Here is a 12,884-nt window from a genome sequence, read left to right as displayed (position 1 = left end):
GCGCGAAACCGGATCGGTAAAAGCAGGTTCAGCAATCGTCCTGGATCAGGCGGACGATCACGTCGACACGGGCGACGCGGGTGCCGGCCGGAGCGTCCGGCAGGTTCTGCACCATCAGCCGGTCGGCGGGGATGTCCTCCAGCCGGCCGGTGGATTCGACGAAGAAATGGTGGTGATCGCTGGTGTTGGTGTCGAAGTACGACTTCCCCGCCTCCACCACCACCTCGCGCAGCAGGCCGGCGGCGGTGAACTGGTTCAGCGTGTTGTAGACCGTCGCCAGCGACACCGGCAGGTCGGCGGACAGCGCCTCGCCATGCAGCTGTTCCGCGGTGACGTGCCGGTCGCAACCTTCGAACAGCAGCCGGGCAAGGCCGAGGCGCTGGCGGGTCGGGCGCAGACCGGCACCGTTCAGCCGGTCGAGGACTCGCTTGAAGGGACGTTCGGCGGTCATCATGGGCGTGGCCCCCGTACTGTCGACATCGGGATCGAACACATGGTCCGGGACGGAACCGCGGCACATGGCCGCAATCCGTTCAACTGTAAAACCATTCGGAAAGGCCACGCAAGTTATTGTCGCACCGACGTCAACCGGACGGCACACGCGCGTCGGACGAATGCAAAGGCCGCCGGCAGTCTCCCGCCGGCGGCCTTGCCCGTCCAATGATGCGCCCGGTCAGTAACCGGTGGCGATCCGTTCAACCAGCTGCTTCACCGTGGGGATGAAGCCGTCGTTGTAGTAGGGATCGCTGGCGAAGCGGTAGGCGTTGTGCCCGGCGAACATCAGCTGGTTTTCGCAGTCGTCGGTATGGCTGACCGCCTGGAGCGTCTTCTGGATGCAGAAGGAGCGCGGATCGGCACGCTTGCCCGTCGTCCCCTCCTCGTTCTGCGCCCAGTTGGAGAAGCCGCAGGCCGACAGACAGCCCATGCAGTCGACCTGATCGTGCAGGATCTTCTCGGACTGCTGGGGCGTGACGAAGACCAGCGTGCTGTCCGGCGTCTTCAGCGCGGTGGTGAAGCCCTGGGACAGCCAGCCCTCGGCGCGCTGCTTGTCGCTTTCGGTCACATAGACCGGGCGACCGCGCGGACCGACCGGGAATTCGGCCGAATGCTCGCCCACCGGCTTGGACAGATAGGCGACCTGACGTTCGGACCGCCCCATCAAATCCAGCAGGAACGGGTTCTTCACCGCCGACGAATAGAAGCCGGTGGGGGAGAAGCGGTTCAGGAAGACGTCGCCCGGCTGCAGCGCGACCAGCTTGCGCTTCCACGCCATGGAGATCGGGCTCTCCTGGGTCAGCAGCGGACGGGTGCCGAACTGGAAGGCGACCGGACCCAGGTCCGGATTGTCGATCCAGTCCTCCCACTCCGACAGCCACCAGACGCCGCCCGCCATCACGATGGGGGTGTCGTTCAGGCCGAAGCTGTTCATCATCTGGCGCAGGGCCAGGACGCGGGGGAACGGATCCTCCGGCTTCTGCGGGTCTTCGGAGTTGGACAAGCCGTTGTGACCGCCGGCAAGCCACGGATCCTCGTACACCACGCCGCCCAGATGGTCGCGGAACTTGTGGTAGGCGCGCAGCCACAGCGCGCGGAAGGCGCGGGCCGAAGAGACGATCGGGTAGTAATGGACGCCGTAGCGCACGGCGATCTCGGCCACCTTGTAGGGCATGCCGGCGCCGCAGGTGACGCCATGGATCAGCCCCTGGGAGCCTTCCAGCACGCCGTGCAGGATATGCTCGGCGCCGCCCATCTCCCACAGGACGTTCATGTGGATGCGGCCATTGCCGTTCGACGTCTCGTGCGCGATGCGCGCCTGGGCGATGCCGCCCTCGATGCCGAAGGCGATCAGCTCGTTATGGCGCTCGCGCCGGGTCTTGCCCTTGTAGATCTGCGGCAGAAGGTTGCCGTTCTCATCATAGCTGTCGGCGTTGACACCCGAGAAGGTGCCAATCCCGCCGGCCGCCGCCCAGGCGCCGGAGCTTTCGCCGTTGGACACGGCAATACCCTTGCCACCCTCGACGAGCGGCAGAACCTCCCGGCCGGACATCGGCAACGGCTTCAACGCCTTCAACGAACCCTCCAAAGACCGAACGTGGCATCCCGTGGGACGCCAGACCAAAGCGGCGGATACCAGACGACGAAAGGCTCCACCGGAATCCGCGTGGGTTCCGGCGGGATCGCCAGTGCGGTTCTATATATGAGGAATTGGCGCGCCCTACGAGCGGATTCATCCCCCCGCGCAAAAAACGTTCATGAATTGCCGCAGTCGCGAACGGAAGCGTCAGCGTATCGACCGGTCTCCCGGCGGATCATCAGGCGCCCGATCAGGCGAGCGGCCCCAGTTCCCGCGCCAGCCGGCCGGGCGCGTCGGTGAACACCGCCGACACGCCCCAACCGAACAGCGTCCGGGCACGCTCGGCGTCGTTGACGGTGTAGGACAGCACCGGCCGGCCGGTGGCACGGTATTCCGCCACGCTGTCGGCGGTCTGGCGGCTCTGGTCGACGTTCAGGGTTGCCGCCTCGATGCGGTCGGCGATGGCGGCCCAATCGGCCGGCGGGTCCCACAGCAGATAGCCGCGCGGGATCTCCGGCCACAGCCGCTGCGCCACCTCCAGGCAGGGCACCTCGAAACTGGAGAGCAGGAGCGGCCGGTCGGACGGCCACAATGGCCGCAGGGTGTTCAGCGCCACCTCCGCCGTGATCTCCTCCTGCCCCGGATAGGGCTTGATCTCCAGGTTCAGCCCGAGTCCCAATTCGCGGATCAGGTCCACCGCCTCCTCCAGCGTCGGCACCCGTTCGCCGACGAAGGCGGCATCGAACCAGCGTCCGGCGTCGAGCTGCTGCAACGCCGCCAGATCCAACAGCGGCACGGCGCCGGTGCCGGTGGTGGTGCGGTCCAAGGTATCGTCATGGATCAGCACCGGCCGCTGGTCGCGGGTCAGCATGACATCCACCTCCACCCAGCGGGCGCCCTGGCGGGCGGCTTCGCGGATCGAGGCGAGGGTGTTTTCCGGAGCGCTTTCCTTGGCGCCGCGGTGGCCGATCAGGCGGGGAAGAGTCGACAGCATGGGTCTCGCAGGAGTAAGAGCGGTCGCTTTCCTACATGACCCATTCCGTCGAAGCGGGAAAGAGCGATGAAGGCCCTGCACAGCGTTTCCGATCTGGTGGCCGCCGGGCTGATGACTCCGGAAGCCGGCGAGGCCGTACGTACGGTCGCCGACCGCTATGCCGTGGCACTGACCCCGTACCTGCGCGAGACGCTGGCCGGACGTACGGACCCGCAGGATCCGCTCTATGCCCAGTACGTCCCCTCCCCCGCCGAGGCGTACAGCACGCCGGAAGAGCTGGAAGACCCGATCGGCGACGGCGCGCGCAGCCCGGTGAAGGGCATCGTCCACCGCTATCCCGACCGGGTTCTGCTGAAGCCGCTGCATGCCTGCGCCGTCTATTGCCGCTTCTGCTTCCGCCGCGAGATGGTCGGTCCGGGCGGCGAGGCGCTGACCGCCGACGAGCTGGATGCGGCACTCGCCTACATCCGCGATCACCAGGAGGTTTGGGAGGTCGTCATCACCGGCGGCGATCCGCTGCTGCTGTCGCCGCGCCGGCTGCGCGGAATCGTCCAGGCGCTGTCGGCCATGCCGCATGTCGGCATCGTCCGCCTGCACAGCCGCATCCCCGCCGCCGACCCGGAGCGCGTCACCCCGGAACTGCTGGAGGCGCTGACCGCCCCCGACCTCGCCACCTGGGTCGCCGTCCATATCAACCATGCCGACGAGCTGACCCCGCCGGTGCGCGCCGCCCTCGCCCGGCTGGTTGAGGCCGGCATCCCGCTGGTCGGCCAGACCGTGCTGCTGAAGGGCATCAACGACAGCCATGCGGCGCTGGAGGCACTGTTCCGCGGGCTCGTCCGCAACCGGGTGAAGCCCTACTACCTGCACCACCCCGATCTTGCCGCCGGCACCAGCCATTTCCGCCCGACCCTGGCGGAGGGGCAGGCGCTGGTGACCGGCCTGCGTGGAAAGTTGTCAGGGTTGTGCCAGCCGACTTACGTCCTCGACATCCCCGGCGGCCACGGCAAGGCCCCCGCCGCCACGGCTTGGATCGAAGCAGAGGGCGAGGACAGCTATCGCGTGACCGACTTCACCGGCCGGGTCCACGACTACCGGGGCTGAGCGCTCGCCCTCAGATCGCCTCCGCCCCCAGCGCCGCCACCCAATGGGCCACCCGCGCCTTCAGCGCGGCTGTGCGGGCGAAGGCGAGGTCCTCGTCCTCCAGACGCTCGACGATTTCGAAGGCCAGCGACTCGGGCCCATGGGCGTTCCATGCCGCCTGCAGGCTGCGGTGCGGACAGCCGCCCATCCTCAACTGGAACCACAGGCGGTTCTGGATCTTGTCGAGATCGGGCGCGCCGCCCACCCACACCGCACCGGCAGCCCCACAGCGGACGGCGAATACGCCGGCCACGCTCTTGCGCTCCTTGTAGGCCGCCACCGCCGCCTTGCGATCCTCTTTGCCAACCACGTCCAGCCTCCCCGCATGCATCATCGTTCCCGACTGGTTATACCCGGGTGATATTCGATGCAAGGATTTTTATCCGGGTATTATCCCCAGAGGGCCGAAGTACCGAACAGCGGATCGGGGTTGATCAGCGCGTTGTGAATGCCGACCACCGATGCGAAGCCGGTCCACAGGATCAGCGGCGTCCAGATCAGCGCGATGCTGCGGTCGTCCCGCGCCACCAACGCGATGCAGAGGGAGGTGATGACGAAGAAGGACACCGTCCAGGCCGCGGCGAGGATCGAGCTGCCCAGCGTGAAATAGACGAGGCTGAAGGTGGCGTAGATCACCCAGGTCACCGCCTGCAGGCCGATCAGCAGGCCACGGCTGCGGATTCGCCGTGCCGGGTCGAGCAGGCGGATGTCGCCCCAGATCTGGAAGACGTTCAGCGTGAACCACATCACCGGGAACACCCAGCCCGGCGGCTGCAAGGGTGACGGCTGATGCCCGGCGAAGGGCTGGCCGCCGCGTTCGACGAAGCCCCAGGCGTTGACGATGACCCAGAACAGCAGGGGTTGCCACCAGCGCACCCGGAAGGGGGCGGGCGGTGGCGCGGTGTCTATGGCGTGGCTCATGCCCCGCCAGATAGCGCGCCGCCCCCAATGGTCAAGTCAGCGCCCGTTAACGCCGCGCGCCCAGCGACGCCAGCTGGAACAGCACGCGGGCGCACAGCGTCTCGTCCGGCATGTTGGTGCGCTTGCAGTCGGCCTCGGCGTCGACCAGCCGTTCCAGCGCCTGCCGGACATGGTTGGGCGACCAGTGGCGCGCCTGTTTGACCAGCCGGGTCTTCAGCTTGAAGAAGACCGGCGGACGCAGCGACTCGACGGCGGCCTCCGGCGACTTGCCGGCGGCGACCTGGGCGGTGAGCAGTTGCAGGCGCTGGAAATGGCGCTGGGCCCCGCGCAGGATCGGCACCGGCGAGGTGCCCTCGGCGAACAGCCGCGCCAGCGAGCGGTCGAGCGTGGCGAAATCGCCCTCCGCCGCCGCCCACACCGGCTCGTCCATCGACAGGGCGGCGCTGTCGCCGATGCAGGCCTGGGCATCCTCCAGCCGCACGCGCTTTTCACTGCCCATGTAAAGCGCCAGCTTCTCCGCCTCGCCACGGGCCACCATGCGGTCGCCGACGAGGTTGGCGGCCAGGAAGCTCAGCACGTCGGGATCGGCGGTCAGCCCATGGCCATGCAGGATGTCGGCGATGACGCGGCCGAGCGACGCCTCCTCCTCGACATAGCAGGGAATCGCGGCGGCGGCCTCATCCCCCTCGAACAGAAGCCGCAGCTTGGAGCGGGCCGAGAGGTCGCCGGACTCGACCACCACAAGGCTGTCGCCCGGCGGCAAATTCTCGAAGAAGGCGGTGAAGGCGGCGGTGGCGTTGTCCTCCGCGTCGCGGACACGGATCAGGCGCCGGCCGCCGGTGAAGGAGATCGCCGCGGCTTCGTCCGCCAGCCGCGCCGGATCGTCGGCGATCGCGCGCCCCAGGAACTCGGCGACGCGGAACGGATCGGACAGGTCCTGCACCACCGTCTTGCCCAGCGTCTGGGCGCGGTCGCGCACAAGGCCCGAGTCGGGGCCATAAAGCAGCACCGCCCGAACCTTGCGGTCCGGGCTGCGCAGAAAACCGTCGATCGCCTTGGGCTGGAGCTTCACCCGTGCATCCCCGGCCGGTCAGGACCCGCGGCCGAGATACATGGCGACGCGGGTGGTGATGTCGTTGGAAATGTCCTCGAGCGCCCGATCATAGGCGTTCTGCACCGTCACGATGGCAGCGTAATGCTGCTCCAGCGTGTTGTAGCTGACCATCGAGCGCGAGTTGGACTGGAACACCACCTGACCGGTCTGGGTGTCGGTCAGACGGTAGGGGGCGTTGACCAGCAGCTGGGCGCGCACCGCGGTGGCGTCCTTCTGCAGGGCCAGCTTCTGCTCCGACGCCGACAGCGCCACATCCAGCCGGTAGCGCGGATTGCTCGGCCGCTCCGACGGATAGAAGTTGTCGATCAGCAGGTTGCGCAGCTTCTGCCCTTCGCGGTTGGGGATCGACGCGATGTCGACCTCCATCAGCCGGTCGGCCGCGGCGGCTCCAACCCCCTGGCCACCGTAGAGCGGCTGGAAGCCGCAGCCCGACAGCGACAGGGCGGACAGACCGAGCGCGAGGGCGAACAGCCCCCGCGCCGCGGTCTGGCGGAACAGTCTGGTATCAGACGACGACATTGATCACCCGGTTCGGGACGACGATGACCTTGCGCGCCGGCTTGCCGTCCATGGCGCGCTGGACGTTGGCATCGGCAAGCGCCGCCTGCTCCGCCGCGTCCTTGTCCATGTCGCGCGGCAGCTCCAGCGTGGCGCGCAGCTTGCCGTTGACCTGGACCGCGACCTTGACGCTGTCCTCCACCACCAGGGCGGGGTCGGCCTCCGGCCAGGGCTGGTCGGCCAGCAGGGTGGTGTGCCCCAGCTGCGCCCACAGCTCCTCGCCCAGGTGCGGCATCATCGGGCCGACGAGACGGACCAGCGACTCGAAGCCTTCGCGCAGGACCCAGGCCTCGCCCTCGCCGGTGCCGTCCAGCTCGCCGAGCGCGTTGGACAGCTCGCGGACGCGGGCGACCGCCTTGTTGAAGCGGAACTTGTCGAGATCCTCCGACACGCCGGCGATGGTCTTGTGGACCAGACGGCGGGCGGCTTCGGCCTTCGGGCCGAACGACTCCGGCTTCGGCGTGCCGGCGGCCGGCAGTTCCACCGGCGCCTCGGTCACCATCCGCCACAGGCGGTTGATGTAGCGCCAGGCGCCGTCGATGCCGGCCTCGGTCCATTCCAGATCGCGTTCCGGCGGGCTGTCCGACAGCATGAACAGGCGGGCGGCGTCGGCGCCATAGGTGCCGATGATGTGCGCCGGGTCCACCACGTTCTTCTTGGACTTCGACATCTTCTCGACGCGGCCGACATTTACCGGCGCGCCGCTGTCGGCCCGGACCCACTCGCCCTTGTCGTTCTTGGTCAGGTCGGTCGGGGCCAGCCAGGCGCCGGTGCCGGCGTCCTTGTAGGTCTCGTGGTTGACCATGCCCTGGGTGAACAGGCCGGTGAACGGCTCCTCCAGATCCAGATAGCCGCAGGTCTTCAGCGCGCGCGTCCAGAAGCGGCTGTAGAGCAGATGCAGGACCGCATGCTCGATGCCGCCGATATACTGGTCGACGCCCAGCCAGTAATCGACCGAGTCGCGGGTGAAGGCCGCATCCTCGGTCTTCGGCGAGCAGAACCGGGCGAAATACCAGGACGATTCGATGAAGGTGTCGAAGGTGTCGGTCTCGCGCAGCGCCGGCTTGCCGCAGGTCGGGCAGCTGGTGTGCTTCCAGGTCGGGTGGTGGGCCAGCGGATTGCCGGGCTTGTCGAAGGTCACGTCCTCCGGCAGCACGACCGGCAGCTGGTCGTCCGGAACCGGGACGATGCCGCAAGATTCGCAATGGATGACCGGGATCGGGCAGCCCCAATAGCGCTGGCGCGACACGCCCCAGTCGCGCAGGCGGTACTGGGTGGTGCGCTCGCCCTGGCCCGCCGCCTCCAGCCGCTTGCCGGCCTCGTCCTTGGCCGACTCGGTGTCGAGTCCGTCGAGGAAGGCGGAGTTCCGCAGCACGCCGGGGCCGGTATAGGCCTCGGTTCCGACCTCGAAGGTCGCCGGATCGGCGTCGGCCGGGATCACCACCGGACGAACCGGCAGGCCGTACTTGCGGGCGAAATCCAGGTCGCGCTGGTCATGCGCCGGGCAGGCGAAGATCGCGCCCGTGCCGTATTCCATCAGCACGAAGTTGGCGACATAGACCGGCAGCTCCCACGACGGATCGAAGGGATGCACGACCTTCAGGCCGGTGTCGAAGCCGCGCTTCTCCGCCGTCTCGATTGCCTCCTCGCTGGTGCCCAGCCGGTTGCACTCGGCGATGAACTCGGCCAGTTCCGGACTGGAGGCGGCCAGTTCGGCGGCCAGCGGGTGATTCGGGGAGATCGCGGCGAAGGAGGCGCCGAACAGCGTGTCCGGACGGGTGGTGAAGACCTCCAGCTCGTCCTCGCGCCCCTTCATCTTGAAGCGGAAACGGACGCCGGTGGACTTGCCGATCCAGTTCTCCTGCATGATGCGGACGCGCTCGGGCCAGCGGTCCAGCGTCTCCAGGCCCTTCAGCAGGTCTTCGGCATAGGCGGTGATCTTCAGGAACCACTGCGACAGCTTGCGCTTTTCCACCAGCGCGCCGGTGCGCCAGCCGCGGCCGTCGATCACCTGCTCGTTGGCGAGAACGGTGTTGTCCACCGGGTCCCAGTTCACCCAGGATTCCTTGCGGTAGGCCAGGCCCGCCTTCAGGAAATCCAGGAACATCTTCTGCTCGTGGCGGTAATACTCCACGTCGCAGGTGGCGATCTCGCGGTCCCAGTCGATGGACAGGCCCATCGTCTTCAGCTGCCCGCGCATGGTCGCGATGTTCTCGCGCGTCCAGGCGGCCGGGTGGACCTTCTTCTCCAGCGCGGCGTTCTCGGCCGGCAGGCCGAAGGCGTCCCAGCCCATCGGGTGCAGGACGTTGAAGCCCTTGGCGCGCTTGAAGCGCGCGATCACGTCGCCGATGGTGTAGTTGCGGACATGACCCATGTGGATGCGCCCCGACGGATAGGGGAACATCTCCAACACATAGTATTTGGGCCGGGAGGCGTCCTCGCGCGCGGTGAAACAGCCCTTGCCGTCCCACACGCCCTGCCACTTCGCCTCGGTTTCCTTGACATTGTAACGCGACATGAGCGCGACGCCGTTTTTCCGTTGTACCAGATGCTCGAAGGCCCGGGGGACCGCCCCGGGCTAGTCGCCGCGTCAGCGGGCGACGGCGTTCTGCGAGACGCGAAGCTGGCGGGCGCGGGTCAGCACCGCATCCTCCAGCTGGCCGGCGGTCTCCGGCCCGACCGCGACCTCGCGCCAGTCGTTGCCGGTCCGCTGCTGGCGGAACACCGACACCCGGACGCCGTCCGCGCGCAGCTGGCGGTCCATGATGTAGAGGTTGACCTTGAAGCGCTCGTTCGGCGAATCGGGCGGGGTGTACCAGTCGGTCAGGATCACGCCGCCGAACGGATCGGCCGAGGCGATCGGCATGAAGGACAGCGTGTCGAGCGAGGCGCGCCACAGGAAGCTGTTGACGCCGATGCCGCCGGCGCTGTCCTGGTCGCCGCCGCGCTTGTTCTTGCCGAACAGGTTCAGGCCGCCGTCGGTGCCGAGCAGGCTGCCGAACTTGTAGTCCTTGTTCTTCATCTGCTCTTCGACGGTTTCGGTCTTGCCGCCCCAGCTTGCGCAGCCGGCGATCGAGACGGAAGCCGCGAGCAGTACAGGGACAAGGCGAAGGGCGGTCGAACGGCGCATGGTCGGGAACCCGGTTCAGAAATGGGGATGCCGCGCGCGAGTCACGCGCGGAATGCCGGTGAACAGACCATAAGTGGACGGCCCCACGCAACAGCGGAAGCGTCTTTGCCCCGCCTCGCGACAACAGGACGACAACAGGCGGGGCCTGCCGGCTTCGACTGTGGCGGGGCGGACAGGGGGGTCTTCTTAGTGTGCTCCGTGCGACACACTGTCCCCCCAATGCAGCAATCGGGGAGATTTGCCGCTTGCTGGCAAGGGCTGGGGTGCGTACGAAAGTCTCAGCCAGGACGTCAACCAGGCTGAAACATCTGCTGCCAGGATGGAGGCAACAATCATGAACCGTTATCTGCTGGCCGGCGCCGCTGCCGCCGCTCTCGCTTTCGGCGCTGGCGCCGCCAACGCCCAGGCCAAGTTCGAAGTCAAGGTCGGCGGCGACGCCTACTTCGAAGCCGGCTACGTCGATCAGGATCTGGACTCCGGCCTGCGTTCGACCGAATTCCGCAACCGCATGCGCATCAACATCATCCCGTCCGCCAAGGCCGATAACGGCCTGGAGTACGGTGCCCGCATGCGTATCCGCGCCAACTCCGGCGCCAACAACGCCCGTACCACCGACGCTGACCGCGCTTACATCTTCGCGCAGGGCACCTTCGGTCAGGTCCGCATGGGCGTGACCAACTCGTTCAACGACGAGACCTACGTCTCGGCGCCGACCGACTACCTGCCGCTGGCCCTGGTCGATCAGGTCCAGAACTACTTCGGCCCGAACACCAACATCGGTGGCAACGGCCCGGCCGCGACCGTTACCGGCAACAGCATCATTTGGCCGTCGCTGAACCCGGACGGCAACGCCACCAAGATCGTTTACTTCTCCCCGCGCTTCGCCGGTCTGCAGCTGGGCGCCAGCTACACCCCGCGTAACGACAGCTCGGGCACGGACGTGAACCGCGTCAAGCCGGTCGGCACCTTCGCCGGCGGCGGCAACGGCACCTACACCGACATGGTCGAAGTCGGCGCGAACTACAACAACACCTTCGGCGGCGTGACCGTCAAGGGCAGCGCCGGCTACTACTGGGGCCAGGCCGTCGACAACGTCGCCGGTTCGAACTACAAGGACCTGAACGCCTGGCAGGTCGGCGCCACGGTCGGCTACGCCGGCTTCAGCGTCGGCGGCAGCTACACCGACTTCGGCAAGTCGGGCCTGAACGACCGTACCGGCCTGTTCACCGAGTCGACCCGTAACTGGGTTGTCGGCGCTCAGTACACCACCGGCCCGATCGTCGTCGGCGCCAACTACAAGAACGGCAAGGACGCCGGCTCGGTTGCCGTCTCCGGCGATCGTGAGCTGCAGGTCTACGAAATCGGCGTCGGCTACACCGTCGCTCCGGGTCTGACCCTGCAGGCTCAGTACGACTACTTCAAGCTCGACAGCGATATCGCTGCTTCGGACGACAAGGGCAACGTCGTGCTCGTCCGCACCGTCCTGGCGTTCTAATCGGTCTTCCGATCAGACGTCCGGAAACGGAAAGAGAGGGCGGTGGCTTCGGCCACCGCTCTTTTTTTGTGCCCAATTTTGTGCCTGTGGCGCGGGCAGGACGCCCAAATCCTGGGCCATATATGCGTCAAAAAAGCGGCATAGTCGATTTTCCCTTTCTTTTCAGAGAGTTACCGGTGTGGTTTTCTCGCAACTGTGTTGCGGATGCGTGAACGCACGTCAGTTTTCCCCCTTGTGGCGCCGAGCAACTCGCGATTAAGTCATCCACATAAGGGCCCCGACCGGACGGTCACGGCCGACAAGACAACCGCCGCTCCCGGTCAAACGGGGCGTACGCACAAGGATGGCAATCCATGAAGCGCTCTCTCGTTATCGGCTGCGCAGCCGTCGCCCTCGCCGCCGGCTGCGGCACCGCCTCGGCCCAGTCCAAGTTCGACGTCCTGCTGGGCGGCGACGCCTTCTTCCAGGGCGCCTATGTCGACCAGGACAATGACAACGGCCTGCGCAAGACCGAGTTCGCCAACCGCTTCCGCCTGACCGTCACCCCGACGGCCAAGGCCGACAACGGCCTGGAATACGGCGCCCGCCTGCGCCTGCGTGCCAACAACGGCACCAACAACGCGCGCACCACCGACTACGACCGCGCCTACATCTTCGTGAACGGCACCTTCGGTTCGGTGCAGGCCGGCGTGACCAACGGCCCGTCGGACGACTCGGGCGTCATCGGCCCGAACGTCGACGGCATCTCGGGCAGCCCGGACGGCTTCTATGGCCTCTACTACGGCGTGACCTCGCTGCCGTACGTGACCGGCGCGCTGCGCACGCTCGAGTCGGGCGACGCCAGCACCAAGATCGTCTACTCGACCCCGAGCTTTGGCGGCTTCAAGCTGTCGGCCGCCTACACCCCGACCTACGGCAGCAGCGGCACGGACGTGAACCGCCGCAAGAACGTCACCTACAACGACATGGGTGAAATCCAGGCCTACTATAAGGGCGCCTTCAGCGGCGTCGGCCTGGAAGCCAGCGTCGCCTATCAGTTCGCCCAGGCCCCGAACGGCTTCGAAGACCTGTCGTCGGTCCACACCGGCGCCACCATCTCCTACGGCGCCTTCGCCCTCGGCGGCAGCTATGCCTTCAGCGGCGACAGCGGCTATCGCAAGGGCCATACCGGTGTCGACGACAATCAGGTCTGGCTGGTCGGTGCCCAGTACACCCTGGGTCCGGTGATCCTGGCCGCCACCTACACCGACGCCAAGGGCGCCAATGTCGGCACCGGTGCCGCCACCGCCGCCGATTATGCCCGCGCCCACATCTATCAGGCCGGCGTGACCTACACCGTCGCTCCCGGCCTGACCACGGGCCTGGAGTACAGCTTCGTCGACAACAAGTCGGGCGGCATCAACAACGATGCCAACATCGTTCTGTGGGATACCCGCTTCGCTTTCTAAGAAGCAG

At 67.1% G+C, this 12,884-nt stretch carries 12 protein-coding genes; 3 read left to right on the top strand and 9 right to left on the bottom strand.

Features of this window, described 5'->3' with window-relative positions:
- Positions 1-28: 28 nt before the first annotated feature.
- The 3 genes from irrA to M5E06_RS00270 form a co-directional block, all read right to left on the bottom strand.
- Positions 29-451 (bottom strand): iron response transcriptional regulator IrrA, encoded by a 423-nt coding sequence (gene irrA / locus M5E06_RS00280; protein ID WP_252138496.1) that lies wholly within the window; start codon positions 449-451, stop codon positions 29-31.
- Positions 452-673: 222 nt separating this feature from the next.
- Entirely contained in the window at positions 674-2,071 is a 1,398-nt protein-coding gene (locus M5E06_RS00275) for an NAD(P)H-dependent flavin oxidoreductase (protein WP_252136742.1), read from the bottom strand.
- Positions 2,072-2,324: 253 nt separating this feature from the next.
- Positions 2,325-3,068: a glycerophosphoryl diester phosphodiesterase gene (locus M5E06_RS00270; RefSeq protein WP_252136741.1), complete on the bottom strand. Its 744-nt coding sequence runs from the start codon at positions 3,066-3,068 to the stop codon at positions 2,325-2,327.
- Positions 3,069-3,134: 66 nt separating this feature from the next.
- Here M5E06_RS00270 and M5E06_RS00265 point away from each other — a divergent pair, with 66 nt between their 5' ends.
- Entirely contained in the window at positions 3,135-4,172 is a 1,038-nt protein-coding gene (locus M5E06_RS00265; RefSeq protein WP_252136740.1) for a lysine-2,3-aminomutase-like protein, read from the top strand.
- Between the two features lie 10 nt (positions 4,173-4,182).
- On the opposite strand, the gene M5E06_RS00260 is transcribed toward M5E06_RS00265, so the two are convergent.
- From M5E06_RS00260 to M5E06_RS00235, 6 genes are all read right to left on the bottom strand, one after another.
- Positions 4,183-4,521 carry a GIY-YIG nuclease family protein gene (locus tag M5E06_RS00260; protein ID WP_252136739.1) on the bottom strand — a complete coding sequence of 113 codons (339 nt, stop codon included), beginning with the start codon at positions 4,519-4,521 and terminating at the stop codon, positions 4,183-4,185.
- A gap of 80 nt (positions 4,522-4,601) precedes the next feature.
- A complete protein-coding gene (locus tag M5E06_RS00255; protein ID WP_252136738.1) occupies positions 4,602-5,132 on the bottom strand; it encodes a tryptophan-rich sensory protein in 531 nt (176 codons plus the stop codon).
- A gap of 46 nt (positions 5,133-5,178) precedes the next feature.
- Positions 5,179-6,204 carry a DNA polymerase III subunit delta gene (holA, locus tag M5E06_RS00250; RefSeq protein ID WP_252136737.1) on the bottom strand — a complete coding sequence of 342 codons (1,026 nt, stop codon included), beginning with the start codon at positions 6,202-6,204 and terminating at the stop codon, positions 5,179-5,181.
- Positions 6,205-6,222: 18 nt separating this feature from the next.
- Entirely contained in the window at positions 6,223-6,765 is a 543-nt protein-coding gene (lptE, locus tag M5E06_RS00245; protein WP_252136736.1) for an LPS assembly lipoprotein LptE, read from the bottom strand.
- Positions 6,752-9,322: a leucine--tRNA ligase gene (gene leuS, locus M5E06_RS00240; RefSeq protein WP_252136735.1), complete on the bottom strand. Its 2,571-nt coding sequence runs from the start codon at positions 9,320-9,322 to the stop codon at positions 6,752-6,754. The genes lptE and leuS overlap by 14 nt, the downstream gene beginning before the upstream one ends.
- Before the next feature lie 72 nt (positions 9,323-9,394).
- Positions 9,395-9,934 (bottom strand): DUF3576 domain-containing protein, encoded by a 540-nt coding sequence (locus tag M5E06_RS00235; protein ID WP_109151329.1) that lies wholly within the window; start codon positions 9,932-9,934, stop codon positions 9,395-9,397.
- A gap of 334 nt (positions 9,935-10,268) precedes the next feature.
- Between M5E06_RS00235 and M5E06_RS00230 the strand changes: the two genes are divergently transcribed.
- Both M5E06_RS00230 and M5E06_RS00225 read left to right on the top strand, forming a co-directional pair.
- Positions 10,269-11,429, top strand: a complete 1,161-nt coding sequence (locus M5E06_RS00230; RefSeq protein ID WP_252136734.1) for a porin — start codon at positions 10,269-10,271, stop codon at positions 11,427-11,429.
- 353 nt (positions 11,430-11,782) lie between these two features.
- Complete coding sequence (locus M5E06_RS00225) at positions 11,783-12,877, top strand: porin (RefSeq protein ID WP_252136733.1); 1,095 nt, start codon at positions 11,783-11,785, stop codon at positions 12,875-12,877.
- The last annotated feature ends 7 nt before the right edge of the window (positions 12,878-12,884 follow it).

Origin of the sequence: Azospirillum sp. A1-3 (assembly GCF_023806445.1) — a bacterium.
Lineage (GTDB): Bacteria > Pseudomonadota > Alphaproteobacteria > Azospirillales > Azospirillaceae > Azospirillum.
Note: the sequence above shows the minus strand (reverse complement) of the source record. Positions and strands in the feature narration are given on the sequence as shown.